The organism is Pontibacillus marinus BH030004 = DSM 16465 (assembly GCF_000425225.1).
GTDB classification, from domain to species: Bacteria; Bacillota; Bacilli; order Bacillales; family BH030062; genus Pontibacillus; species Pontibacillus marinus.
In genome coordinates this window covers 143,088-167,798 of sequence record NZ_KE384332.1, presented here as the reverse complement: position 1 = coordinate 167,798, position 24,711 = coordinate 143,088, and the positions used below count along the sequence as shown (strand labels likewise).

The 24,711-nt window shown below is 37.7% G+C and carries 28 protein-coding genes; all 28 read right to left on the bottom strand.

What is annotated here, in order from left to right; translation table 11 throughout:
• Window positions 1–9 precede the first annotated feature (9 nt).
• Window positions 10–1,092, bottom strand: coding sequence for a flagellar biosynthesis protein FlhB (flhB, locus tag H514_RS0118520; RefSeq protein WP_027448302.1), 1,083 nt, complete (start codon window positions 1,090–1,092; stop codon window positions 10–12).
• Window positions 1,093–1,875 carry a flagellar biosynthetic protein FliR gene (fliR, locus tag H514_RS0118515; RefSeq protein WP_027448301.1) on the bottom strand — a complete coding sequence of 261 codons (783 nt, stop codon included), beginning with the start codon at window positions 1,873–1,875 and terminating at the stop codon, window positions 1,093–1,095. It abuts the gene before it with no gap.
• Between the two features lie 3 nt (window positions 1,876–1,878).
• Window positions 1,879–2,148 carry a flagellar biosynthesis protein FliQ gene (gene fliQ / locus H514_RS0118510; RefSeq protein WP_027448300.1) on the bottom strand — a complete coding sequence of 90 codons (270 nt, stop codon included), beginning with the start codon at window positions 2,146–2,148 and terminating at the stop codon, window positions 1,879–1,881.
• Window positions 2,149–2,161: 13 nt separating this feature from the next.
• A complete protein-coding gene (gene fliP, locus H514_RS0118505; protein ID WP_027448299.1) occupies window positions 2,162–2,827 on the bottom strand; it encodes a flagellar type III secretion system pore protein FliP in 666 nt (221 codons plus the stop codon).
• On the bottom strand, window positions 2,820–3,482 hold the full coding sequence (gene fliO, locus H514_RS0118500) for a flagellar biosynthetic protein FliO (protein WP_027448298.1): 663 nt from the start codon (window positions 3,480–3,482) through the stop codon (window positions 2,820–2,822). Before fliO ends, fliP begins: the two co-directional genes overlap by 8 nt.
• Before the next feature lie 14 nt (window positions 3,483–3,496).
• On the bottom strand, window positions 3,497–3,859 hold the full coding sequence (locus H514_RS0118495; protein WP_027448297.1) for a response regulator: 363 nt from the start codon (window positions 3,857–3,859) through the stop codon (window positions 3,497–3,499).
• A 28-nt stretch (window positions 3,860–3,887) separates the two neighbouring features.
• Window positions 3,888–5,129: a flagellar motor switch phosphatase FliY gene (gene fliY, locus H514_RS0118490; RefSeq protein ID WP_197063070.1), complete on the bottom strand. Its 1,242-nt coding sequence runs from the start codon at window positions 5,127–5,129 to the stop codon at window positions 3,888–3,890.
• Window positions 5,122–6,120, bottom strand: a complete 999-nt coding sequence (fliM, locus tag H514_RS0118485) for a flagellar motor switch protein FliM (protein WP_027448295.1) — start codon at window positions 6,118–6,120, stop codon at window positions 5,122–5,124. Before fliM ends, fliY begins: the two co-directional genes overlap by 8 nt.
• A 49-nt stretch (window positions 6,121–6,169) precedes the next feature.
• Window positions 6,170–6,592: a flagellar basal body-associated protein FliL gene (fliL, locus tag H514_RS0118480; protein ID WP_027448294.1), complete on the bottom strand. Its 423-nt coding sequence runs from the start codon at window positions 6,590–6,592 to the stop codon at window positions 6,170–6,172.
• Window positions 6,589–6,807 (bottom strand): flagellar FlbD family protein, encoded by a 219-nt coding sequence (locus tag H514_RS0118475; protein WP_027448293.1) that lies wholly within the window; start codon window positions 6,805–6,807, stop codon window positions 6,589–6,591. The genes fliL and H514_RS0118475 overlap by 4 nt, the downstream gene beginning before the upstream one ends.
• Window positions 6,808–6,869: 62 nt before the next feature.
• Window positions 6,870–7,784: a flagellar basal body rod protein FlgG gene (gene flgG / locus H514_RS0118470; protein ID WP_027448292.1), complete on the bottom strand. Its 915-nt coding sequence runs from the start codon at window positions 7,782–7,784 to the stop codon at window positions 6,870–6,872.
• Between the two features lie 105 nt (window positions 7,785–7,889).
• Window positions 7,890–8,264, bottom strand: coding sequence for a TIGR02530 family flagellar biosynthesis protein (locus tag H514_RS0118465; protein ID WP_027448291.1), 375 nt, complete (start codon window positions 8,262–8,264; stop codon window positions 7,890–7,892).
• Between the two features lie 26 nt (window positions 8,265–8,290).
• Entirely contained in the window at window positions 8,291–8,761 is a 471-nt protein-coding gene (flgD, locus tag H514_RS0118460; protein ID WP_027448290.1) for a flagellar hook assembly protein FlgD, read from the bottom strand.
• A gap of 11 nt (window positions 8,762–8,772) precedes the next feature.
• Complete coding sequence (locus H514_RS0118455; RefSeq protein ID WP_027448289.1) at window positions 8,773–10,311, bottom strand: flagellar hook-length control protein FliK; 1,539 nt, start codon at window positions 10,309–10,311, stop codon at window positions 8,773–8,775.
• A gap of 31 nt (window positions 10,312–10,342) precedes the next feature.
• Window positions 10,343–10,960 (bottom strand): MotE family protein, encoded by a 618-nt coding sequence (locus H514_RS23490; protein WP_051255221.1) that lies wholly within the window; start codon window positions 10,958–10,960, stop codon window positions 10,343–10,345.
• Window positions 10,961–10,970: 10 nt separating this feature from the next.
• Window positions 10,971–11,414, bottom strand: coding sequence for a flagellar export protein FliJ (gene fliJ, locus H514_RS0118445; protein WP_027448288.1), 444 nt, complete (start codon window positions 11,412–11,414; stop codon window positions 10,971–10,973).
• A complete protein-coding gene (gene fliI, locus H514_RS0118440) occupies window positions 11,414–12,733 on the bottom strand; it encodes a flagellar protein export ATPase FliI (protein ID WP_027448287.1) in 1,320 nt (439 codons plus the stop codon). The genes fliJ and fliI overlap by 1 nt, the downstream gene beginning before the upstream one ends.
• A 4-nt stretch (window positions 12,734–12,737) precedes the next feature.
• Window positions 12,738–13,514, bottom strand: a complete 777-nt coding sequence (gene fliH, locus H514_RS0118435) for a flagellar assembly protein FliH (protein ID WP_051255220.1) — start codon at window positions 13,512–13,514, stop codon at window positions 12,738–12,740.
• Complete coding sequence (fliG, locus tag H514_RS0118430; protein ID WP_027448285.1) at window positions 13,507–14,520, bottom strand: flagellar motor switch protein FliG; 1,014 nt, start codon at window positions 14,518–14,520, stop codon at window positions 13,507–13,509. Before fliG ends, fliH begins: the two co-directional genes overlap by 8 nt.
• Window positions 14,521–14,533: 13 nt before the next feature.
• A complete protein-coding gene (fliF, locus tag H514_RS0118425) occupies window positions 14,534–16,135 on the bottom strand; it encodes a flagellar basal-body MS-ring/collar protein FliF (protein ID WP_027448284.1) in 1,602 nt (533 codons plus the stop codon).
• 145 nt (window positions 16,136–16,280) lie between these two features.
• Entirely contained in the window at window positions 16,281–16,589 is a 309-nt protein-coding gene (gene fliE, locus H514_RS0118420; RefSeq protein ID WP_027448283.1) for a flagellar hook-basal body complex protein FliE, read from the bottom strand.
• Window positions 16,590–16,611: 22 nt separating this feature from the next.
• On the bottom strand, window positions 16,612–17,067 hold the full coding sequence (gene flgC / locus H514_RS0118415; RefSeq protein WP_027448282.1) for a flagellar basal body rod protein FlgC: 456 nt from the start codon (window positions 17,065–17,067) through the stop codon (window positions 16,612–16,614).
• A 3-nt stretch (window positions 17,068–17,070) separates the two neighbouring features.
• Window positions 17,071–17,469, bottom strand: a complete 399-nt coding sequence (gene flgB / locus H514_RS0118410; protein ID WP_027448281.1) for a flagellar basal body rod protein FlgB — start codon at window positions 17,467–17,469, stop codon at window positions 17,071–17,073.
• A gap of 496 nt (window positions 17,470–17,965) precedes the next feature.
• Window positions 17,966–18,745 (bottom strand): GTP-sensing pleiotropic transcriptional regulator CodY, encoded by a 780-nt coding sequence (codY, locus tag H514_RS0118405; RefSeq protein WP_027448280.1) that lies wholly within the window; start codon window positions 18,743–18,745, stop codon window positions 17,966–17,968.
• Between the two features lie 25 nt (window positions 18,746–18,770).
• Window positions 18,771–20,165: an HslU--HslV peptidase ATPase subunit gene (hslU, locus tag H514_RS0118400; RefSeq protein WP_027448279.1), complete on the bottom strand. Its 1,395-nt coding sequence runs from the start codon at window positions 20,163–20,165 to the stop codon at window positions 18,771–18,773.
• A gap of 16 nt (window positions 20,166–20,181) precedes the next feature.
• Complete coding sequence (hslV, locus tag H514_RS0118395) at window positions 20,182–20,730, bottom strand: ATP-dependent protease subunit HslV (protein ID WP_027448278.1); 549 nt, start codon at window positions 20,728–20,730, stop codon at window positions 20,182–20,184.
• Between the two features lie 31 nt (window positions 20,731–20,761).
• The gene (gene xerC / locus H514_RS0118390) at window positions 20,762–21,664 is read right to left on the bottom strand and encodes a tyrosine recombinase XerC (protein WP_027448277.1); all 903 of its coding nucleotides are present in this window, start codon (window positions 21,662–21,664) and stop codon (window positions 20,762–20,764) included.
• A gap of 913 nt (window positions 21,665–22,577) precedes the next feature.
• On the bottom strand, window positions 22,578–24,653 hold the full coding sequence (gene topA / locus H514_RS0118385) for a type I DNA topoisomerase (RefSeq protein ID WP_027448276.1): 2,076 nt from the start codon (window positions 24,651–24,653) through the stop codon (window positions 22,578–22,580).
• Between the last annotated feature and the right edge of the window lie 58 nt (window positions 24,654–24,711).

The window sequence follows — 24,711 nt, the reverse complement described above, 5'->3', positions numbered from 1 at the left end:
CCTACTTTCCTACGCTTTTTTCTGAATGCGGTAGACGTAGGCTAAAATTTCAGCTACCGCTTGATAAAACTCTTCCCCAATCGCATTTTCAACTTCAACCTCATCGTATAAGGCTCTTGCTAAAGGTCGATTTTCTACGGTGACTACATCATGTTGTTTGGCTATTTCTTTAATTTTCTGAGCAACATAATCGACACCTTTTGCAACAACATACGGGGCTTGTGATTTTTCCTCATCGTACTTAATCGCAATGGCATAGTGCGTTGGGTTAGTGATGACAACGTCTGCTTCTGGAACTTCACTCATCATACGTTGTTGGGACATTTGTCTTTGTCTTTCTTTAATCTTAGATTTAATTTGAGGGTCACCTTCCATGTTTTTGTTCTCATCTTTTACATCCTGCTTTGACATTCGAATGTTTTTCTCATGATCATACTTTTGATAGGTGTAGTCAATAACAGATAAGATCAATAAAAGCAAAGAAGCTGAGGTTCCCATAATAATGGTTGTTTGTCCAAAAAAAGCAATCGCACTTTCCAAGCTTTTTTGAGACATCTCCAACATATCTCCTTTTCTCCACCAAAGAATAGAAAAGGTTACGGTTCCTACAAACCCTATTTTCAGTAAGGATTTAAATAGTTCTACAAGGGCTCGAGCTGAGAAAACTTTTTTAGCTCCTTGTATGGGATCAAGCTTTTTAAGATCCATCTTTAATGGTTCTCCTGTAAACATAACGCCTACCTGCAACAGGTTAGAAGCAAGTCCTGCTACAATAGCCATTCCTGCTATAGGGGCTAATGTCTTGGTCATTTCAAAACTAGCTTCAACGAAGATTTGTTGTACATTGTGTTGTGTCAAATCCCAGGTTAAGTACTCTTGGAATGTATTTTTAAACAAACCTGTAAACTGGTCTCGCAGGAAACCTCCAATAACAAAAAGTAACAAGAAGACAGCAAATAATAGAATCGCTGTATTAACATCCTGACTCTTTGGAACCTGACCTTTTTTTCGTGTGTCTTCACGCTTTTTCGGAGTCGCTTCTTCAGTTTTTTCACCTTGGAAAAATTGCAGGTCTAAACGTAATAATTCCATTTAAGCGCCCCCCATTAGTTGCATAAGGCTTCTCATTGACACAAGCATAAGCTCAAATAATTGATGAACTAACATCGTAAACATCCCAAAAGATATAAATATAACAATAAAACTTACTAAAATTTTCAAAGGAAGTCCTACTACAAATACGTTTAACTGGGGTACAGTTCTCGCAATAATCCCTAATGCTACATCCACTAAGAACAAACACCCTACAATTGGAATCGCCATTTGAAAGGCAATAACGAACATTTTATTAAAAGTCTGTAACACATAATCCATCATGTCTGGGTTAGAGAACGGTACATATAGTTGTTCCATTGGTATAACTTCATAACTATAAAAAACGCCATCTATTAGTAAATGGTGGCCATTAACAGCTAATAAAAATAAAAGTGTAAATGTGTATAGATATTGACCGATTAAAGGACTTTGAGCTCCCGTTTGAGGATCAATAACATTCGCAATCGCAAAACCCATTTGAAAATCAATAAAGCCGCCTGCCACTTGAATAGCCGAGATAATTAAATAGGCTATGAAACCTACCATCAGTCCAACTAAAGCTTCTTTAATAATTAATAAGTAAAACGTTTCATTTAATAACACAACTGGTATATCTATAGTAAAGTACATAATCCATGTTAAGAAAAAGCTAAAACCCACTTTGTGCTGGGATGGCACATTTCGATAAGAGAAAATGGGTAATGTTACAAAGAATGCTGTCACTCTCATGAAGATTAATAGAAATGCTGGCACGGTACTCAAGTTGATTATATCTAACATGATTTACCCTACAAATTGATTTAGATTCATAAAAATATCACGAGCAAATTCAACCATCATCGACAACATCCAAGGGCCGAAGAACACAAGGCCAGCTAATACTGCCACGATCTTAGGTATAAACGCTAGTGTTTGCTCTTGAATCTGTGTTGTTGCCTGGAATATCGATACGAGCAATCCAACTGATAAAGCCAGCAAAAGGAGAGGTCCTGTTACAGTAAGGACAGTATAAATTCCTTTTTCAGCTAGTGAAATAACAAATTGACTGTTCATCATTCAGACCTCCCTAAAACCCTTGAAGTAATGACTGTGTAATGAGATACCATCCATCCACAAGAACAAACAATAATATTTTAAATGGTAATGAAATCATAACTGGTGGAAGCATCATCATACCCATCGACATTAATACACTGGCAACAGCCATATCAATGACTAGAAATGGGATAAAGATCATAAAGCCCATTTGGAAAGCCGTCTTCAGCTCACTTATTGCGAATGCGGGAACGAGAGTTGTAAGTGGGACATCTTGTATTGTACTAGGACGCTCCATACCTGCATAATTCATAAATAAAGCTAAGTCTTTTTCCCTTGTATGCTTAGCCATAAAATCTTTCATGGGAATGCTTGCTTGTTCATAGGCTTCTTCTAGAGTGATTTCTTCATTAAAGAGCGGTGTCAATGCTTCTTGATTAACTTCTTGTAACGTAGGTGCCATCACAAAGAAAGTGATAAACAAGGCTAAACCAATTAGCACTTGGTTAGGTGGCATCGTTTGTGTTGCTAGTGAAGTACGTACAAACGATAGTACAATTAAAATCCGAGTAAAGCTTGTCATTAAGATTAATATACTTGGTGCTAGAGAAAGAATCGTTAATAACAACAAAAGCTTGATGGATGTTGAAATATTGGTTGGGTCTGAATTTGAAAAAATGTCTATAAATTCATTCATCTGAATCCTCTTTCTTTTGTTGTTGCTTTTCTATTACTTTCTCTCTTTTTTGTTTTAATGACTTTAGCTCTGACTGGAATAACTGCTGAAACTGAATGGATGAGTCAGATTCTTGAGATGCTTGTTTCTTGTTTTTTGATATAAGTGATGCTAAACGTGCACCAGGATTATATGCTTCACCTTCTGAAGAATGTGATAATTCTTGAATGGTTTTCTCATCTTCTATTTCTGTTAAAAGTTCTACATTATCGCCTACACCAACGACATAATAACGGTCACCTATTCTGACTAGTTGCATAGATTTATGTTGACCTAAAGATATACCTCCTAGGTTTTGCATGGCACGGACATTACTGAACATTTGGTTCCGCTTATTTACAAACTTAAGAAGTCCATAGATAAGGACGATAATAAAAGCAAGAGCTAAAACGAGCTTCACGATGTTCCAAGCTAATGATGGTGAGTCTTCTTGAGCTGATTGGTTTAAAGGAGAAGAAGATCCTTGGTCCTCTTCTCCATCATTACACCCCGGCTTTTCAGGATTCTCTATACATTCTTTTGCACTTGGATCTGTAGTCGAGGCCTCGGATGTATGTAATGGAAGAAAGCACAACATAAGTAGTACAGTTATCCATAATACAATCTGTTTTTTCATAAACCTTGTACTCTTTATCCTAAAGCTTTATTAATAGCTTCAAGTACTCGATCAGCCTGGAACGGTTTTACGATAAAGTCTTTAGCACCCGCTTGAATTGCATCAATAACCATAGCTTGTTGTCCCATCGCAGAACACATAATAACCTTTGCTTCAGGATTTGTGCTTTTAATCTCTTTCAATGCTGTAATTCCATCCATCTCAGGCATTGTGATATCTAGTGTTACGAGATCAGGCTCAAGCTCTTTATACTTTTCAATAGCTTGGTTACCATCCTGTGCTTCACCTACTACTTCAAAACCATTCTTCGTTAAAATGTCCTTGATCATCATACGCATAAATGCAGCGTCGTCTACAATTAAAATTTTACTAGCCATAAATTATCCTCCTCGAAACTTCTCTTGTTTATTGTAATTTTTTGAGTCGCTCTTGCTGACTTAAAATATCTGTAACGCGTACACCGAAGTTTTCATCGATGACGACAACCTCACCCTTAGCAATAAGCTTCTCATTGACATGAATATCAACAGGTTCACCAGCTAATTTATCTAGCTCCACAATAGACCCTGAAGATAGTTCTAAAATTTCTTTAATCGTACGTTTTGTTCGGCCTAATTCTACAGTTACGCGTAATGGAATATCTAGTAACATATCCAAATTACGTTGTTCATTTTTAGGTAATTCTACTTGATTAAAGCTTGAGAACTCAGCTGCTTGCACGTCTGCATTTTGAGCATCACCCATACCACCAATATGTTGGGGCTGCCTTGGTTGCTGTGGCTGTGTTTGAGCACTCGCTTGTGGTGATTGCTGTGTTGGTTGTTGTGTTGGTTGTTGCTGTGTCGCTTGTGCACTTTGTTGCGGCTGTTGTTGTGCTTGATTTGATGTTGCTTGTTGAGCTACCTGTTCTTGCTGTTGTGGTGGTGCTTGTGGTGCACTTTCTTCCTCTGCTTCTTGTTCAGGAGGATTTAATAATTGATTCACTAATTCTTTTGCGAAGTTGAGTGGTAACACTTGCATAATCGTTGAATCGATTAAGTCTCCAATTCTTAACTGAAACGATACCTTTACTAATATTTGATTGTCTGGAATCGTTTCAGTCCCTTCACCTTCTTTAACATTTAATAGATCAATAGAAGGCGGTGATATATCCACTCGTTTATTAAATACAGTAGACATACTAGTTGCTGCTGAACCCATCATTTGATTCATCGCTTCTTGCACAGCACTTAAATGAATATCGTTTAACTCCTCATCCGGAGATGTACCATCTCCTCCTAGCATAAGGTCTGCAATGATCGCTGCATCCTTTTGCTGGATGACTAATAGGTTCATACCAGAGAAACCTTCTGTGTATGTTACCTGAATAGCAACATTGGGTTGTGGGAATTCATCTGGTAATTGAGACTGCTCAATTACAGAAATCGTAGGCGTTGTAATATCCACCTTTTGATTTAATAGACTTGATAAAGCTGTAGCTGAACTCCCAAAAGAGATATTGCCAATTTCACCTAAAGCGTCTTGTTCTAATGTAGAAAGGTTTCCTTCTTCCGGGGACTCTTGTTGTCCTTCTTGCTCATCATCTTCATCAGCTGTCCCTCTTAATAGCGCGTCGATTTCATCTTGTGAAAGCATATCATCACTCATCACCTGCGTCCCCCCTTCGGTATTCTTCCATAACTTGCACGGCCACTTTCTTTTTCATTTTGCCTGGTTGTACATAGAATTTTGTCTCTTGATCTACTTTCATCTTTAATGGATCTTGAATATTTTGATCTAGTTGGATGACATCACCTTGTCCTAGTTGAAGGAATTGATCAATTGTCATACTAGATTCACCTAGCATAGCACTAACATCTACTTCTGCTTTTTGAACCCCTTTGGCTAATGCTTCATATTCTTCAGGCTCTCGCTCAGACGTTTGTGTCTGCATCCAATAATGGACGGATAACTTCGGAATAATCGGTTCTAATACAACATGAGGTATACAGATATTGATCATGCCACTCGCTTCACCAATCTCCGTATTTAATGAGATAACCACAACAGTCTCATTCGGTGATACCATTTGCAAGAACTGTGGGTTAACTTCAAATTCTTCAAGCTCGGGTTCAATATCAACGACTGAACTCCAGGCTTCTTGTAAATTATCTATAGCTTTCTCAAACAGCTGAGACATAATTTTTGTCTCGATTTCTGTAAGGTTTTCTACTTTATTCACTGAGACCCCTTTACCACCAAGTATTCGATCCATCATGGCATATGCAATATTGGGGTTGATTTCTAGTAAAACTCGACCATCTAATGGTTCTACTGAATAAATGTTCAAAATGGTTTTCTTCGGGATCGATCGAATAAACTCTTCATAAGGTATCTGGTCAACAGACGCTACTGAAATATTAATATAAGTCCGAAGTTGAGCAGAAAAGTAAGTCGTCAATAAACGCGCAAAGTTCTCGTGAATACGAGATAAACTTCGAATTTGGTCTTTTGAGAAACGAAGGGCACGTTTAAAATCATATACTCTTACCTTTTTTTGTTTTTCTTCTTTTTTTAAATCATCAGCATCCATCTCTCCAGTAGATATTGCTGATAGTAAGGCATCAATCTCATTCTGCGAGAGAACCTCTTCAGCCACAAACGTCACCTCCGTTCAGGTGCAAAAAGAACTTAAAGGTTAGAGTCTTTTATTGTAAAACCTTTTTAATGGTATAAACATCTATAACTTTGCCCTCTACCATTAGTTCGTTTAAGCGTGTTTTTAACATGTTTTCTAAGTTGTCGACACCTGTTTTAAATTCATCTTGATTCATTTTCGAGAGTTCTTTAATTAAAATATTTTTTAACTGAAAGTCTCGTTTTTGCAGCTCTTCTTTAGCATCTTTACTATTCGTTACAATTCGAAATTGAATTCGAACAAAGCGATCATTTTTCAAATCTGTGGTTAACTCTTCTGTTTCTAAGGAGTTCTCGACTACCTCATCAATGGAAGGTTTTCCATCTTCTTTTTCCTTGCCAGAAATCGTCATGACCATTACTAAAGCTACAACTCCAATAACGGTTATAACAATTAATATTGCAAGCATCGTTTTAAATACTTTTTGATTCATGAGGAATCCCCCTCTTTTTCAACTTGAACCCCCACAAGACCAACCTGTTGATAGAATTGTTTAATAAGAGAAATGACTTCTTCATGCGACTCTTTGACAACAAGTTTCTTTCCGTTATGGAGTGTTAAAGTCGTATCTGGAAATGACTGCACTTGTTCTATGTAAATAGCGTTTAAAGTGAATGAATCACCATTTAGACGGGTAAGATTTATCATATTATAAATGGTGGAGAAGGAAGCAGATTCAGTCAACTTCCTTCTCCTAGCCCTCCCTTATATTAACGTTTTAGGTTAACAAGCTCTTGAAGGATTTCATCTGATGTTGTGATGATTCTAGTATTAGCTTGGAAACCACGCTGTGCTGTAATCATCTCTGTGAACTCTTCGGAAAGGTCAACGTTCGACATTTCTAATGCCCCTGAAACAACAGATGCAGCACCGTTTTGTCCTGGAGTATAAAGCGCATTAATAACTCCATCAACGTTATCACCTTCAACAGGACCAGTTAATCCAGCATTATCTGTCATTTCAAACTCGTTACCTCCAACTTTGTTCAAACCAGATGGGTTGGAAAACTTAGCGAGTTTAATCGTACCAGCTGTAACTTGGGAACCTGTGCTGTCGATATAGTTAACAGAACCGTCACTAGCAATACTAAAGCTTTTAGCGTTATCTGGAATTTGTAAACGAGCAAACCCATCTGGAGCCTCGGCTGAGGATCCAACTAAATACTTACCGCTAGAGTTTACAATATAACCTTCTTGGTCCAAATAAAAATTACCTGAACGTGTGAAAGTGTTATTGGAATCATTAATAAAAATATCACTTCCACTGATTGGAGAATTTGTGTTATTTCCTTCAGCTAACATAAACATTCCATCGCCTTCTAATGCTAAATCTAGTGGGCGGTTAGTCGTTTGACGATTTCCTTGTGTGTGAATGTTATCAATAGAGCCTACTTGTGAACCTAATCCAACTTGAGAAGGGTTTTTACCTCCGCGTAGCGGCATTCCTGCTTGGTCTTGTGCCGGACCTTCCGCAACAGATAAAGATTGACTCATCATATCTTGGAACGTCACACGACCTTTTTTGTAACCATACGTATTAACGTTTGAAATATTGTTTCCGATAACATCTAATTTCGTTTGAAAGCCTTTCATTCCTGAAATTCCTGAATACATTGAACGTAGCATCTAGGCTTCATCCTTTCGATTTATAAGTTTTACCTCTTAAACAAGATAAACATTTCAAAGCTGCTTCAATCGGTCCACAGCTTTCAGGCCTCCCGTAGGTCCAGCCTAATCTTCCATCACAATTGTGCCATTAATGTTTGTGAAAATTTGTGATGTTGCTTCTTGCCTTCCCATCGCTGTAATAACGGTTTGATTTTTCGTACTAACAACTAATGCCGCATCTTTCGTAATCACAAGTGAATCTGTAACCCCTTTAGATTTAGCTTCTGATACTTTTGACGAAATATCTTGCCACTGCTTGTCTTGTATATGAATATTACGTTCTTGTAATCTCGTTTCAGCATGTTTGCTTAGTTTTAAGCCTTGAACTTGCTGGTTCAATACTTGTTGGAATGACTGTTTTGGTTGTGCAGCAGGTGATTTTTTCGTTTTAGGCAAATGTAAGGGTTGATGTTGCAGTTGATGGATTCTTGGATCCATAACATCCCTACTTTCTTATTTCTCATCTACTGAGCTGTATTTTGTTCAGTATCTACTCCTTCACTAACGCGCCTAATTTGATCCGTTGAGATGCTTGTTCCATTAGCAAGTTCTAACACAATAGAATTTTGCCTCTTCGATACCGCTTCAACTTGACTAGTTTCAGCACCTGTAACATTCCCGTTCTCATCTAAAACTTCATAAGACACGTCTTTTCCTATCATTGAACTATACTTAACTACTGGAGCAAATGACTGAGCTTGTGTTAAATCTTCAATTGCCGTAGACATGTTTGTCATTTGTTCTAGCATTGAGAAGTTTGTCATCTGTGATACAAACTCTTTATCTTTCATTGGATTGGTGGGATCTTGGTTTTTTAATTGTGTCATTAGAATTTTCAAAAATTCATCTTTACCAAGAGAAGGCCCTGTTGATCCTGAAACCGTTTGAGTTTGTTGCTGTGACTTTATATAAAGCGAAGGATCTATACTTGTCATACTTTTTCCACCTACACTTTCTCATTCATTAATAACTCATGAAAATCTAGCGACTCAGTTTCTTCATCGTGTTGTTCGTGTTCATTATCTTCTTGAGTAGATTGTGGATCATGTTGCTCTTCAGAGTATTCATCTTGTTCTTTTTGAAAGTGCATGTTTTGTTGAGAGTTCACATTGAGATCTTGTTTTTCTACCACAACCTGGTTAGGAGAGAACATATGTCTTAATTGTTGCAAGTTCCCTTCAAGCATCTCCTTGGTCGTTTGAGATGTAACCATAATCTTTACCATCATTTCCCCATTTTGCTGAGTCATTCTCACCATCATCTCTCCTAGATTACCAGGTTTGAGCTTAATGGATAGTTGCTGACCATTCTGATTAGATAAGAAACGGCTTCTGTTCATTACTTTTTGGAATTGATCAATTAATTGCCTTTGTGTATTTGCTTCTTGCTGATTTGTATTCATCTTAATCACATATTGCTCTTGTTTAGACATCGGCATGGTATCTAAAGATGCTGTAATGGATTGTTGAGTAGAAACATCTTGTTTGGATTGAGATGTTGCATTCATGTTTTTCCAAGCATTCTGCATCCACTTACTAAACTCTTTGTATGTTACCTTTGCATCTGTACCGTAATGGTTCATGCTCGAAAATGTTTGACGCTTTTGTAAGTTGGTAAGGACTTTATCCCATATTTGACTACCTTTCTGGGATATGCCTTGCTCTTTCAAAGCCTGAAGCAATTGTGACCGATCTTTAGCAGACACATTCGATTGTTTTTCTAGCTGAAGCCATTGTTTAGCAAGCTCAAACATTTGCTTTTCTAGCTTTGTGATTTCTGAAGAGTGTGGTTGACTGAGTTGTGACATCTTTTCAAAAGTTGTTTGAAGCTTCATAGCCATTTCACGTAACTGATTCTTTTGTTGATCAGTTAGTTGGACTCCTTCAGATGTAATGGTTGATTTAGTTTCTTGCGTGAAGAAGATAGCTTGCTTCCACCCATGAACCGGTTGATTGTCCTTTTTAGCTGAAAGGTCCATAGATTGAATGAGTTGCTTCATTTCTGATGATAATTGCTGAGCTTGTAAATTCTTTGTTTCTTGTAAATTTGACGTTTGAAACCATGCAAAAAGGGCTAACATGTTTTGTGGAACTTTTAAATCAGATTCTTTTTGAATGAGCTCATTGATGGTTGTCTCACCATTAAACAATTGTTTCATTGAGTCTTTTAAATCTTGTGATAACTTCTCCCATAGCCCGCTTTGCTCGAGAGAAGTGAGCATTGATTCTTCAAGTTTCAATACATCCTTTGGAAGGGATTGAAGCAATTGTTTTAATGAGCCAAACAAATCTTTTAACTTATTGAGGAATTCTCCTTCACCCATTTTTGTGGAAAGTGCATTCCCCACAGGACCTGATTGGTTTACAAGACTTTGTAATTGTTCACCAAATGCCCCTAGCTTTGAACTACTTTCTGCTGAGTTCAACGTCTGTAAGATCTTTTTGGAATTACTCATATTCGAGCTCATTAACGCACCTAGATTCATATTTTCACCCCCTTTCAAGTAATAGTTTTAACTATTCTTCTGATGAATTTGACTCTTCTGGAGCATTTGTGCTTTCGACAAACGCACTTGTTAAATTAGCAGCCTGTTCTGGATTCATTTCAGCAAAAATCAAGCCTCTCTCTTCATCTGGTAAACTTTCCAAAAGAGCTATAGCAACATTCTGGTCTAAGTTTGCAACAATAGGCGCTGCTTGCTCAGCATCCATTTCTTTAAATGAGGTAGAGATTTTTTTCAAAAGTTGATCTCGTTCTTTTTTCGATTCATTTTTAGCTGCTAGTTGATTTGTTAAGTCAGTAATCTCTTTGTTTAATTCTTCAATCGTCTTATCTTTAGAGGTTAGTTCATTTTGTAATGATTGAATTTGAGCTTTTTTATCTTCTAGTTCTGCTTTTAGCTCAGGTGACCCAGCCTCAGAGCTTTCCTTTTCATCTTGATCCGGAATGATAGAGGATATAACAGGGATTTGACTAGAGTATTTTTGAGCTGCTTCAAATACATTCACACCAGCTATAGTGGCTACGATTAAACTCAACATGATAGCGAAGATTAATGGAATTAAAATAACAAGCACAAACCATTGAAACCTCCCTGTCTTTTCCTCCTCATTTTTATACTCATTTGCGGCCATGTCCGTTCACCTAACTTCCTTGACTAATAAATTGTTGCATAGAGATCTCATCCATTTCTTTCTTTTCGTGCTCTATTTCAGATACTCTATGGAATTCTTCTTTACGTTCTATAATTTTCTCGTATTTTTTCATTTCTACATGGGCCGAGGAAAGAACTTCTTGTTTTTGCTCCATATTTCCTCGAGCTTGTTGGACTGATGGTTGAAGCTGACCAATTTGTTGATCTAATCGAGCGATGTATTGTTGGTTTAGGTGTAGTGTACTGACATTTGTCGTTGACTCTAGTGCTTGATGATATTTCGCTTCTGCATCCTCTTTTTGTTTTAATAAGTGATAGAGTTTAGTTGCAATCTCTTCAAATTGATCAACAGAATCTTGATAATCTTTTTGAGCTAGATTCTTCTCTGTCTCTTTTAAGTCTAACAACTTATAAAACGTAGCAACCTCTGCCATTAAGTATCACCTCTGCCTAATAACTCAACTAGTTGTTGTATAGCTTCCTCTTGTTGAACTGCATCATGGACGCCCTGTTTCAGAAAAGAAAGGATATGAGGGTAGTATTGAATCGCCTCATCCACTTCTCGAGATGACCCCTTCTTATAAGCACCTATTTGTATAAGTTCTTGGTTCTCTTCATATGTAGCTAACAGAGAACGAAAATGCTCTGCTGCTTCTTGGTGAGCTTCACTTGTAATTTGGTTCATCACACGGCTGATTGATTTTAAAACATTGATTGCAGGAAACTGTCCTTGTTCAGCAAGCCTTCGTTCTAATACGAAGTGTCCATCTAGAATACCTCGGACCGTATCTGCAATAGGTTCATTTAAATCATCACCATCAACTAATACTGTGTAAAAGGCTGTAATCGTTCCTGATTGATTCGTGCCAGTTCGCTCTAGTAGTTTAGGTAGTATGGCAAAAACAGAAGGCGTGTACCCTTTCGTAGTTGGCGGCTCTCCTGTAGCTAACCCTACTTCACGTTGTGCCATGGCAACCCTTGTTACCGAGTCCATCATTAAGTTCACATCGTAACCTATATCTCGAAAATACTCACTAATAGCTGTGGCGGTGTATGCGCCTTTTATTCTCATTAAAGCAGGCTGATCAGAGGTTGCTACAACCACAATCGATTTTTTCAAACCTTCTTCGCCTAAGTCTTTTTCAATAAATTCTCGAACCTCTCGTCCTCGTTCTCCAATAAGTGCGATCACATTAATATCTGCACCACTATTTCGTGCAATCATTCCCATAAGCGTACTTTTTCCCACACCACTACCTGCAAAAATCCCAACCCGTTGCCCTTTTCCTGTCGTAAGTAATGTATCAATGGAACGGACACCGACCTGAATAGGTTCTTGAATTCTCGGCCTAGATAATGGATTTGGAGGTGATTGTTCAGTAGGATATGGCGTTAAACCTTTCGGAAGAGGATCTTCAAAAAGCGAATTCCCTAATGAGTCAATAACTTGTCCTACCAATCCACGCCCCACTTTCACTTGCAGTGGGTTTCCTGTTGCCTCTACTAAACAACCAGGTGCAATGTGGTTAATTTCGGCATATGGCATAAGTAAAACATTTTCGTTATGAAACCCTACAACTTCAGCTAGGATCTTTTCGCCCTTTTTAGGGCTGGAATGAATGACACATACTTCACCAACACTTGCTTCAGGGCCCTTGGACTCGATCATGAGCCCGACAACACGGTGGATTTTACCGTAGCGTTTGAAGGTATCTAGTTGTTCGATATCCTCTAAAAGTTCATTTACTTTCAAAACGCTATGCCTCCCTCAGCATGTTAAACAATTTTGTTCTTATTTCTTCTAATTGGCTATCAATGCTGGCATCTACACGTCCGAACGAAGATTCAATATAACATTGGTAAGGTTTTAGACCATTCTTCGGATAAATTGAAAGATCTGCATGGTGATCTACAATGAGATCTAGTTCACTCTTTTGATCAATAACGATTGCGTATTGATCAGGGTGAACATATAGTGCAAGCTGCTCAAGCTCTTTAACTTCCTGTATTACTGAATGAACAATAGATAAAAATGATGAAGGATCATCTTCTAGCTTTTTCCCGAGAATTTTTTCAGCTATTTTAAGCCCAAGGTTTAGGATGGTTTCTTCACTTTTTTCAACTTTATCATAATAATCACCTTGTGCTGTCTCTACAATTCGCCTAGCTTCTTCTATTAATTCTTCATATTCTCGAAAGGCGTCGTTTTTTCCTTGTTTATGTCCTTCATCATAAGCGTTTTTTGTCGTTTCTTCGATTAATTGTTGCTTTTCTTGTTCCCATTGTTCTCTTTCCAGTTGAATTTGCTCTTGTGCTTGTTTAAGTGCCTGGTCTGCTTGTTCATTTGCTTCTGCTAACTTGGATTCAGCGTACTTTAATTTTTCATCAGCTTCCTGCTGCATTTGGAGAACTTTATGTTCTTGGTTAACTGTTTTTTCTTCAACTTCCTTCGTTTCAGCTTCTGCTGCTTGTTGTTGAAAAAAAGGCTTGATACCAATAACACGCTTACCAGATGAGCTTTGGTGGTTAGACAATGATATCGTCACCTCCACCTCTTGCTATCACAATCTCCCCAACATCTTCTAATCGCCGAATAACCGCAACAATACGTGTTTGAGATTCCTCTACATCTCTTAAGCGAACAGGACCCATGAATTCCATCTCTTCTCGAAATGTTTCAGACATTCGATTTGACATATTTTTAAAGACAACCTCTTTAACTTCTTCACTAGCCACTTTAAGAGACAACATAAGATCCTCGTTTTCAACTTCTCGAATAACTCTTTGTATGGCACGGTTATCCAATGTGACGATGTCTTCGAATACAAACATTCGTTTCTTAATTTCTTCAGCTAGCTCTGGATCTTGAATCTCAAGTGAATCTAAAATGGTTCTCTCTGTACTTCGATCTACTCCATTTAACACTTCAACAACAGCTTCAATACCACCAGTTTGCGTGTAATCTTGAGTAACTGTAGTTGATAATTTTCTTTCTAATATTTGTTCAACCTCACTAATGATCTCAGGTGAAGTTGAATCCATAATCGCTATTCTTCTCGCAATGTCTGCCTGTGTATCTTGAGGTAGTTCAGACAAGATTTGAGCTGATTGTTCTGAATCTAGGTAAGATAAAATTAATGCAATGGTTTGTGGATGCTCATTTTGTATAAAATTTAAGATTTGGGAAGGATCAGCCTTTCGAGCAAAATCAAATGGGCGCACCTGTAAAGATGATGTTAATCGATTAATAATATTACTCGCTTCATTTTCGCCTAGAGCTTTCTCAAGAACGGTTTTGGCATAGCCAATACCACCTTGTGAAATGTAATCCTGCGCTAATGCGATTTGATGGAATTGCTCGATGATTTCTTCTTTTTGTTGAGATTCTACTTTTTTCACAGATGAAATTTCTAATGTTAGTTTCTCGATTTCTTCTTCGGTCAAATGCTTATATACTTGTGCAGATACATCAGGCCCAAGAGAAATGAGGAGTACAGCTGCTCGCTGTCTCCCAGTCAGTTCTCCTTTTTGCTTCGCCATATTTGCCTTCCCCCTAATCTTCAGCGATCCATGTTCTTAGAAGCTTAGCAAAATCTTCAGGCTTATCTTTTGCCATTCGTTCCAATTGCTTTCTTCGTAATGATTCTTCTGTTTCTTGTTCTTCATCAATATCTGGAACTGATACAGGAGATTGTTGACGTTCAACATATTCTTCCTGTACTTCTTCTCGTTTATTTCTTCTAGCAAGCATCCAAATGAGTGCAACGATTATAACAAGTAATACGCCACCTACAGCATATAACCACATCGGTATAACAGGTGTAGATGATGTAGGGAATTGAGGTTTCCCGTTGAACTCTTGGAACTCAACAGCAATCTTTTCAGTTGGAGTAACAGGACCATATTCTTTATCGATTGAAGTTTGAATAATAGAACTTAAGATAGATTGGATGCTTTCTTCAACAGTTTGTTGCTCTTGAGCTGTTAGCTTAAGTGTATTTCCTTCGCCGTCAGTTCCATTTTTATTTTCATCTACGGCTACTTGAATTCCTAAGTCTCTTAACTTATATGGACTCTCAACAATAGAACGTTGAATACGATTATATTCGTTATTAATGGTTTCACGTTCCATTTCATAGGACCCATCATTTTCTCCGTCAGTCGTGTCATAGTTTGGTACATCTTCTTCTCCAGTACCAGGTGTACCTCCAACTGGTGGATTTCCAGAGTATGTTTCAGTTATACGCTCTACACTTACTGGCAGTCCTTCATCTCCTTCAGGGCCAGAAGGCTGCACTAAATTCTCCGTTCTATTTTCTTTTGTGAAATCAACATCTGCTGTTACTGAGACAATGACATTTTCTTGCCCCACCATCATTCCTAGCATTTGTTGAACTCTACGTTGAATATCTCTTTCAATATTATTACGAATTTGTTGCTGTTGTTCATATGAGCCCATATGACTAGCAGTAGAATTTGAATTTTTTAGATCAAAATACTCAAAATTTTGATTCATAATGACGATATTATCTGTAGGAAGATTTGGAACGGATTTTGAAACCAAATGATAGAGAGAACTTATCTGGCTTTCCTTTAGATTTACGCCATAAGGAGTATTAATGACAACAGAAGCAGAAGCTGCCTGTGCTTTCTCTCCAATAAAGATCGATTCCTCAGGTTTGTTAATCATAACCTTAGCGTCCTCGATCCCTTCAATACTTTTAATTAAATTAGATAATTCCGTTTGCATCGCATCTAGTTTAATGACATCAAATTCATTATCCGTCATCCCCCAAGAAGTGTTCGCGCTAAAAAAGGAATAATCAATGTTTCCACTATTCGGCAATCCTTGAGAAGCCAAACCAACTTTTAATGAATCAACATGCTCTTGAGGAACTAATACGGTACGCCCTCCATCACTTAACTCATGCTTGATACCTCTACTATCAAGTTCTGTTGTGATCTGGCCTACTTCTTGCAATGACAAGTTGCTATATAGTGGTTCCATTTTGGGGTTTGATGCGAAGGCACTCACGCCAATGATTAAGATGAATAATCCTATAATTGCACCTATGAATATACTTTTTTGGGCGAGAGTTCGGCCTTTCCAAAACTCCGTTACTTTTTCTTTATAAAATTGTAGCTTTTCTCTCATAATTGCCCCCGTGGTCCAGAACTAATTCTACGATGTAATTTGTGATCACCCTATTAAGTAACCTAACATTTTTGATACCTTTTAAATTTTTAGGAATCTAGTTTTAAGATTTTTACAAAAGGGGTATCATTCCACTATATTACAACTACACTTGCATACGCATAACTTCTTTATAAGCATCTACAACTTTTCCTTGCACTTGTACAGCCGTTTGAAGTGTAATACTAGCTTTTTTCGCTGTAATCATTACATCATGTAAGTTATCAATTTCACCTTTAGCCAGTTGTTCTGTTTTTTTATTAGATTCAACCTGAGCTTCATTAACATTATTAATTGCATTTTTTAGACTTTCTGCAAAAACAGAATGAGCTTCTTTGGGTGTTATTTTTTTAGGTTGAGTTACTGCACTTGGCTGAAGTGCGTTAATGGAATTTGGGTTATAACCACCTGTCATCCCTATCACACCTTTCTATCTATTATCTACCAATCTCTAAAGCTTTCATAAGCATGCTTTTACTTGCATTAACAGCAGTTACGTTAGCTTCATATGAACGAGTAGCACTCATTAAGTCAACCATTTCTTTCAAAGGGTCAACGTTTGGCATCGCTACATATCCATCACCATTTGCATCAGGATGATTTGGGTTAAATACCATTTTGAATGGTTCATCATCTTCTTGGATTTCAGTAACTTTAACGCCTCCACCTGGAGATGAGGTTTCACCTTTTGCATGAGATAGATAAGATTGGAATGATTGTCCTTTCGGTTCAATGTTGACCATTTTTCTACGATATGGCTGCCATTCCCCATTTTCATTTACTGTTGCTCTAGTCGTTTGTGCATTCGCTATGTTGGATGAGATAACATCCATGCGTAGTCGTTGCGCTGTCAATGCGCTTGCAGAAGCATTAAATGATGAAAAAATACTCATGAATTATCTCCCTCCTTTGATTACGGATTCTAGACTTCTAAATTTCCCATTTAATCGATCAACTAAGGATTGGTAATAAATTTGGTTTTTAGCTAGATCGGACATCTCTTTATCAATATCCACGTTGTTACCATTGTGGTTGTAAGATGTGTTGGATTTTGTTGTGACGTTAAAGGAGCGGATATGATTTTGTGATGTAAACGGAATATGCTTTTCATGTGTACGTTTGCTCTCAAATGATGGTGATAGCTCTTGGTTTAAAACGTCTTTAAACACAACTTCTTTTGATTTGTATCCTGGTGTGTCGACATTTGCAATATTATTAGCAATTGTGCGATTTTTTAGGGATGAATAATCTAATGAATGCTCTAAAGTTTGGATTGTTTTCCCGAACAGTGTCATATTCCCCCTCCTTTTTCACTAATTTTTTAAGTAGTGAGACCTATATCATACGGTTATTGTAGAAAAAAGTAGACTGGATGTCTATGAGATTTAATCCCTATTTATGTAGGGGTGTTAAAAATTTCTTATACACTCATGACTATTGATTTAGTAAAGTGGAATTATATGGATCATTATGGCGTTTCGACAAATTTCGCTACAATAATAGACAATTTATTATCTCTTTCTTATTATGACATAGTAAAGAAGGAAATTAAATGTCGAAACTGTTAAAATTACCATCAGTTCCAATCCATTGGGATTCTTTCAATTTGATTACTTTTCTATAAAAGGAACAACGGGTTTTCTTTAATAGATCATCACTTCTTTTTAAACATTGTCGACCAGCTTTTATCCATCAAGTTGGTATTTTTTCATTTCTGAGTACATAAAAAAATCCTACAATCTTCCTTTTAAAGGAGACGATTGTAGGATTTGTTAAGATTAAGTTAATTTATTAATTTAAACGCATGTTTTGAAGCTCATAAAGGAACTTATCATTTAATACTTTGATATAGGTTCCTTTCATTCCTAGAGAACGAGACTCAATAACACCAGCACTTTCTAATTTACGCAAAGCGTTTACAATTACAGAACGTGTAATCCCTACACGATCAGCGATCTTACTTGCAACAAGTAAGCCTTCCTTACCTTCTAACTCTTCAAAAATGTGCTCAATAGCTTCTAGTTCACTGTAGGATAAAGAACTAATTGCCATTTGAACAACTGCTTTACTTCGAGCTTCTTGTTCAATTTCTTCAGTTTTCTCATGAAGGATTTCCATTCCAACTACCGTTGCACCATATTCAGCAAGAAGTAGGTCATCATCATTAAAACTTTCTGTAATACGACTTAATACTAATGTGCCCAGTCGCTCACCACCGCCGATAATCGGAACGATCGTTGTAAGTCCATTTTTAAATAGGTCACGGTTTTCTACTGGAAATGCAGTAAAATCACTATTAATATCAATGTTTGGAGTGGTTTCTTGGATAGTAAATAGATTTCTTGTATATTCTTCAGGAAATTGTCGCTCAGAAAGCATATTTTTCATACGCTCGTTCTCAATTTCCTGTTTGATCGCAAAGCCAAGTAGCTTACCTCTGCGGCTCAAGATGAAAATGTTTGCTCCTATTGTGTCACGTAGTGTTTGGGACATGTCGTTAAAGTTAACCGATTTACCTGTTGTTTTCTGAAGCATAGAGTTAATGTTTCGTGCACGATCTAATAATTTCATAACGATCCTCCTGTTCCTTTCATTCCTATAATATAAATTGGCTTAAATCTTTATTTTTTGCAATTGAAGATAACTTATCGTCTACATATGCTTTTGTAATCTCAATCGTTTCCATATTAATATCTGGGGCTTCAAAGGATAAATCCTCTAACAGCTTTTCTAAGATTGTGTGTAATCGACGAGCTCCAATATTATCGGTCTCTTGATTCACTTCAAATGCAACTTCTGCGAGTCTATTTACAGCTTCGTCAGAAAATTCTACATTTATACCTTCTGTTTCTAATAATGCCTTATATTGCTTTAATAAAGCGTTTGACGGCTCTGTGAGAATGTTCACGAAATCTTCAACTGTTAATTTATCAAGCTCAACACGGATTGGGAAACGACCTTGTAATTCCGGGATAAGGTCTGAAGGTTTTGCCATGTGAAAAGCACCTGCAGCAACGAATAAAATATGATCTGTTTTAACAGGTCCATATTTTGTTACAATCGTTGACCCTTCCACAATCGGAAGAATATCTCTCTGTACACCTTCCCGCGACACGTTTGATGAAGATTGATCATTACCGCCAGTTACCTTATCAATTTCATCAACAAAGATCATACCAGATTGCTCTGCCTTTGTTACAGCCTCTTGTGATACTTCATCCATATCAATTAACTTTTGAGCTTCGTCCTGTGTTAACACTTTTCGTGCTTCAGCCACTGTTAGACGACGCTTCTTAGACTTTTTAGGCATGAATTGGCTAAAAGCATCTTGCATGTTCATCCCCATTTGTTCCATTCCCGAACCTTGTAGCATATCAAACATAGAAGGTTGCTGGTCATCTAGTTCAACTGTCACCATGTGATCTTCTAATTCACCCATGGCTAACTGGTGAGCTACACGCTTTCGCTTTTGTTCAACATTGTCTTCTTCTTGTTGTTCTGTTGTATCTTCTTCTGTTTGTTGCTGGTTAAAGAACATTTCTAGTGGATTTTTCATATTTGTTTGCTTTTTCTTTTTTGGAACCATTAATTCAACAATACGTTCATTAGCCAGTTTCTCAGCTCGTTCTTTCACACCTTCCATTTTTTCTTCTTTCACAATACGAACTGACGTTTCAACTAAATCACGTACCATTGACTCAACATCACGACCAACATAACCCACCTCAGTGAATTTTGTTGCTTCAACTTTCACAAATGGTGCCCCCACTAGTTTAGCTAAGCGTCTAGCAATTTCAGTTTTACCTACACCAGTAGGACCGATCATCAAGATGTTTTTGGGAACAATTTCATCCTTTAATTTATCAGAAAGATTCATACGTCGGTACCGATTCCTCAATGCAACTGCAACGGCCTTTTTAGCTTCTCTTTGTCCGATAATATAACGGTCTAATTGTTCCACAATCTGTCTTGGCGTTAAGTTATTCGCCATACATGAACAACCTCCTTTAGTCCTCCAACACCTCTAAGACAATTTCGTTATTTGTGTACACACAAATTTCTCCAGCAATCTCTAATGCAGCATGTGCAATTTCACTTGCTGTTTTGTCTTGTGAATGACGCTTTAACGCTCTTCCCGCACTTAATGCATAATGGCCACCTGAACCGATAGCTAAAATGCCATCGTCTGGCTCGATGACTTCACCAGTACCTGAAACAAGATACATATGCTCTTTGTTCATAACAATCAGCATAGCTTCCAAGCGTCTCAACACTTTATCGCTTCTCCATTCTTTTGCCAGTTCAACAGCTGCTCTAGCTAAATTCCCGTTATATGTCTCAAGTTTTCCTTCAAACTTTTCAAATAGTGTAAATGCATCTGCTACTGAACCTGCGAATCCAGCTAACACTTGGCCTTTATATAATGTACGAACTTTCTTTGCCTTGTGTTTCATGACAACTGCATTTCCAAAGGTTACTTGACCATCGCCGCTCATCGCACATTGACCATTGTGTTGAACTGCAAAAATCGTAGTAGCATGAAAAGGGTGTTCCATTCATTCCACCTCATTCCTTAATATTTAACCATTATGCCCTTGGGTGACTATTCATATAAATATTACGTAAATGATCCTTGGTTACATGAGTATAAATTTGAGTTGAGCTTAAATGTTCATGTCCTAAAAGCTCTTGCACAGAGCGTAAGTCCGCTCCCTCATTAAGTAAATGTGTAGCAAATGTGTGTCTTAACATATGGGGAGTAACATGTATCGTTAATGCTGCATTCTTAACCATTTGCTCTAGTATTGTTGAAATCCCTCTTGGGGTCAAAGGTGCGCCTCTTGCATTTAAAAAAACTGTATCATTGGTTTGGTTTGATTTTTGTAATAACGAGTTTCTTCCATTATTAATGTAAGCTTCTAATGCTTCTTGCGCAAAACGGCCGAATGGTACATATCTTTCTTTGCGACCTTTACCATGAATTAATACTGTACCTAGCGAAAAATCAATATCTTGCAGGGTTAATTTTTTACATTCACTAACACGCATTCCTGTAGCATATAAGATCTCTAATAGAGCTTGGTTGCGTTCTCCAAGAGGAGTACTAGTGTCACTAACATGAAACAGTTTCTCCAATTCCTCCTGGTATAAGAAATCAGGGATTGGTTTATCCATTTTAGGTAGGGATACAGAGATAAAAGGATTACTTGTTACGATCTCTTCTCTTTCTAAGAACCGATAAAATGTTCGAAGACTTGATAATTTGCGTGACACCGTTCTTCTAGAAAGCTTTTGATCATATTGCTCCGTTAAAAAAACTCTAATAACGGCATAATCCACTTCTCCCAATTGAATAATTCCTTCTTTGTTCAAAAACTCAAAGAAGGATTCAATATCCCTTTGGTAAAAGTGGATGGTATATGGAGACGCGTTCTTTTCAATTTGTAAATATTCTGTAAACGCTTTGCGTTCTTCGACAAACTTTTCCATACAATCCCCCCACATAAGGCGTTTAAATACTAACACAAGACAAACCCCTTATGCAATGGATTTTACAAAATTGTAACAAAATTCTGAATTGTTTCCCATAAGTGCAAATTTAAATCTAACATGAATTAGTTCTTTTAGCTCAGATAAGTGTACAGAACGTTCACATGACCATCATGGCCAATCTTGGAAGGTGTTATACGTTTCCGTCAAGCAAATTTCCTTACCATCCGTAGATTATAGCTTGAACGATTTTGAGTGTCAATTAAGTCGGGATGAAATTGTTTTTATGTAGATATTTCATAAGGTAATCGTTTATTCGACTAAAGCCCCCTATTGTTGAAGACTTGGAATCGAGATAAAGTGCGTATGGTTCCGTTGCTTTTGTGCAGATAGGCGGGCTGTGGAACGGGTTGCTTTCCTGCGGACGAAGCGCCGAGCCTCCTCATTCGCAAGCTCTCTGCGGGGTCTCGTCACTCCGTTCTTCCGCTGGAGTCAACCCGTTCCACATCCCACCTTTGCCGAATGGTGACTAACGGAACCGCTCATGACAAGGGTCTGAGCAACTTCTCTGAATATGATTTCCAATCAATTTGAGATGGGAAAGTCCAAATTATGGTCCGTTAGTCTCCATAATCGCGTGGAGGGAAGGAAACGGCAAACTGTCGTGGTAACAAAGGGAAGACGAGACCCCGCAGGCACGAGGAGGCTCGGCTTTTCTTCCACAACAGGCTTTCCGTTTCACTGACCGGAACAAATTCCTCAACAGTAACGGACTTCTCCCAACCAATATCTCGGAATCAAGTCTTCAACAATCCTGCCATTTAACGGAATAAAGTTTACTGAGTTTTGTTTATCTAGAAAATAAAAAAGAGCATTGAACTGTGTTGCTATTCAATGCTCTCTAACTATTCGATTACTGGGCTTCTTCTTTGTAGTCGCATTCTGTACATTGTACCTGTACTTTTTTCTTGGATTTTTTCTCCACCATTAACGAGCTACATTTCGGACATGGTCTGCTGATTGGTTTATCCCAAGAGATAAAGTCACATTCAGGATAACGATCACAACCATAGAAAGTGCGGTTTTTCTTACTCTTCCGTTCAACAATGTTTCCTTCTTTACACTTCGGACAATCTACACCGATTTCTTTTAAAATTGGTTTTGTGTTACGACAATCTGGGAAGTTTGAGCATGCCATAAACTTTCCATAGCGTCCCATTTTATAAACCATTTCATGTCCGCATTCTTCACAATCCTCACCAGCAGGTTCATCTTTAATTTCGATTTCTTCCATTTCTTTCTCTGCTTTATCAAGGCGTTTTTCGAAACCTTGATAAAATTCATCAATGACTTGAACCCACTGTTTTTTCCCTTCTTCAATTGCGTCCAGATTTTCTTCCATCTCAACAGTAAAATCAACGTTGATGATCTCAGGGAAATATTCTTTTAAGATATCAATGACAATCTCACCCAACTCAGTTGGCACAAACCGTTTACTATCTAGACTTACATAGCCACGTCGTTGGATAGTATCAAGCGTTGGTGCGTATGTGGAAGGGCGTCCAATCCCCATCTCTTCAAGCGTCCGTACTAAGCGGGCTTCTGTGTAGCGGGGAGGTGGCTGTGTAAAGTGTTGATTCGGTTCAATGGATTCAGCCTTTACTGTCATGCCTTCTTCTAATTCCGGAAGCAGTTTATCCTCTTCCTTTTTATTATCATCACGACCCTCTACATATAACTTCATGAAGCCTTTGAACTTAACTTTTGAACCTGTGGCTCTAAATTCAATTCCTTCATTTAATAAGTGAACCGTCATAGTATCCATCACAGCAGGTGCCATTTGACTTGCCACAAAACGCTCCCAAATTAATTTATATAAGCGATATTGGTCTCGTGATAAATACTGTTTCATCGTTTTAGGATCTCGAATGGTTGATGTAGGTCGAACCGCTTCGTGAGCATCCTGTGCATTTTGAGATTTTTTCCCTTTGTTACCACCGTAACCTAAGAAGTTCTTTCCGTATTTTTCTTCGACATATTGCGCAGCTTCTTTTTTGGCTGTATCCGAAACACGTGTAGAGTCCGTTCTCATATACGTAATTAAACCCACAGTACCATCTTTCTTACTCAATTCAATTCCTTCATATAATTGTTGAGCTAGCATCATCGTCTTTTTCGCTTTGAAATTCAATTTACGTGCTGCTTCTTGCTGTAAAGAAGATGTTGTAAAAGGAGCTGCTGGATTACGTTTACGTTCTCGTTTATTCACTTTATCTACATTGAAGTCTTTGCCTTTCATTTGAGATAAAATCTTATCAACCTCTTCTTTGGAGCCAAGCTTTTGCTTTTTACCTTGCACTCCATAAAAGGCTCCTTCGAACTTTTCCTGATCTTTCGCAAACATACCGTCGATAGACCAGTATTCTTCAGGTTGGAAGTTTTTAATCTCATTCTCACGATCATTAATTAATTTAACGGCTACAGATTGAACACGACCAGCACTTAAACCTTTTTTAACTTTCTTCCACAATAAAGGACTAATATTATATCCCACTAAACGATCAAGAACACGTCTTGCTTGTTGTGCATCAACAAGATCCATGTCAATTTTACGTGGTTGTTTAAAAGATTCTTTGATCGCATCTTTAGTAATTTCGTTAAAAACAACACGGCATTCTGATGTTTCATCAATGTTTAAACCGTGTGCTAAGTGCCAAGCAATGGCCTCCCCTTCACGATCGGGGTCGGCTGCAAGATAAACTTTCTTCGCTTTTTTGGCTGCTGTTTTTAATTCTTTTAATACAGGTCCTTTACCTCTGATCGTAATGTATTTAGGTTCGTAATTCTCTTCAACATTTACCCCCATTTGACTTTTGGGTAAGTCAATCACGTGACCCATAGAAGCTTTTACACTATATTTTTTTCCTAAATAACGTTCTATTGTTTTTGCTTTCGCTGGTGATTCCACTATCACTAAATAATCTGACATATATGTTCCTCCCAAAACGAGGTTTGAATCGCTTTATAATACGTGTTCAAAAGGGATG

What these genes read in the sequence shown, in the direction of transcription:
- flhB (WP_027448302.1), bottom strand. Translation starts at nt 1,092, where the DNA reads ATGGAATTATTACGTTTAGACCTGCAATTTTTCCAAGGTGAAAAAACT.
- fliR (WP_027448301.1), bottom strand. Translation starts at nt 1,875, where the DNA reads ATGTTAGATATAATCAACTTGAGTACCGTGCCAGCATTTCTATTAATC.
- fliQ (WP_027448300.1), bottom strand. Translation starts at nt 2,148, where the DNA reads ATGAACAGTCAATTTGTTATTTCACTAGCTGAAAAAGGAATTTATACT.
- fliP (WP_027448299.1), bottom strand. Translation starts at nt 2,827, where the DNA reads ATGAATGAATTTATAGACATTTTTTCAAATTCAGACCCAACCAATATT.
- fliO (WP_027448298.1), bottom strand. Translation starts at nt 3,482, where the DNA reads ATGAAAAAACAGATTGTATTATGGATAACTGTACTACTTATGTTGTGC.
- H514_RS0118495 (WP_027448297.1), bottom strand. Translation starts at nt 3,859, where the DNA reads ATGGCTAGTAAAATTTTAATTGTAGACGACGCTGCATTTATGCGTATG.
- fliY (WP_197063070.1), bottom strand. Translation starts at nt 5,129, where the DNA reads ATGAGTGATGATATGCTTTCACAAGATGAAATCGACGCGCTATTAAGA.
- fliL (WP_027448294.1), bottom strand. Translation starts at nt 6,592, where the DNA reads ATGAATCAAAAAGTATTTAAAACGATGCTTGCAATATTAATTGTTATA.
- H514_RS0118475 (WP_027448293.1), bottom strand. Translation starts at nt 6,807, where the DNA reads ATGATAAATCTTACCCGTCTAAATGGTGATTCATTCACTTTAAACGCT.
- flgG (WP_027448292.1), bottom strand. Translation starts at nt 7,784, where the DNA reads ATGCTACGTTCAATGTATTCAGGAATTTCAGGAATGAAAGGCTTTCAA.
- H514_RS0118465 (WP_027448291.1), bottom strand. Translation starts at nt 8,264, where the DNA reads ATGGATCCAAGAATCCATCAACTGCAACATCAACCCTTACATTTGCCT.
- flgD (WP_027448290.1), bottom strand. Translation starts at nt 8,761, where the DNA reads ATGACAAGTATAGATCCTTCGCTTTATATAAAGTCACAGCAACAAACT.
- H514_RS0118455 (WP_027448289.1), bottom strand. Translation starts at nt 10,311, where the DNA reads ATGAATCTAGGTGCGTTAATGAGCTCGAATATGAGTAATTCCAAAAAG.
- H514_RS23490 (WP_051255221.1), bottom strand. Translation starts at nt 10,960, where the DNA reads ATGGCCGCAAATGAGTATAAAAATGAGGAGGAAAAGACAGGGAGGTTT.
- fliJ (WP_027448288.1), bottom strand. Translation starts at nt 11,414, where the DNA reads ATGGCAGAGGTTGCTACGTTTTATAAGTTGTTAGACTTAAAAGAGACA.
- fliG (WP_027448285.1), bottom strand. Translation starts at nt 14,520, where the DNA reads ATGGCGAAGCAAAAAGGAGAACTGACTGGGAGACAGCGAGCAGCTGTA.
- fliF (WP_027448284.1), bottom strand. Translation starts at nt 16,135, where the DNA reads ATGAGAGAAAAGCTACAATTTTATAAAGAAAAAGTAACGGAGTTTTGG.
- fliE (WP_027448283.1), bottom strand. Translation starts at nt 16,589, where the DNA reads ATGACAGGTGGTTATAACCCAAATTCCATTAACGCACTTCAGCCAAGT.
- flgC (WP_027448282.1), bottom strand. Translation starts at nt 17,067, where the DNA reads ATGAGTATTTTTTCATCATTTAATGCTTCTGCAAGCGCATTGACAGCG.
- flgB (WP_027448281.1), bottom strand. Translation starts at nt 17,469, where the DNA reads ATGACACTGTTCGGGAAAACAATCCAAACTTTAGAGCATTCATTAGAT.
- codY (WP_027448280.1), bottom strand. Translation starts at nt 18,745, where the DNA reads ATGAAATTATTAGATCGTGCACGAAACATTAACTCTATGCTTCAGAAA.
- hslU (WP_027448279.1), bottom strand. Translation starts at nt 20,165, where the DNA reads ATGGCGAATAACTTAACGCCAAGACAGATTGTGGAACAATTAGACCGT.
- hslV (WP_027448278.1), bottom strand. Translation starts at nt 20,730, where the DNA reads ATGGAACACCCTTTTCATGCTACTACGATTTTTGCAGTTCAACACAAT.
- xerC (WP_027448277.1), bottom strand. Translation starts at nt 21,664, where the DNA reads ATGGAAAAGTTTGTCGAAGAACGCAAAGCGTTTACAGAATATTTACAA.
- topA (WP_027448276.1), bottom strand. Translation starts at nt 24,653, where the DNA reads ATGTCAGATTATTTAGTGATAGTGGAATCACCAGCGAAAGCAAAAACA.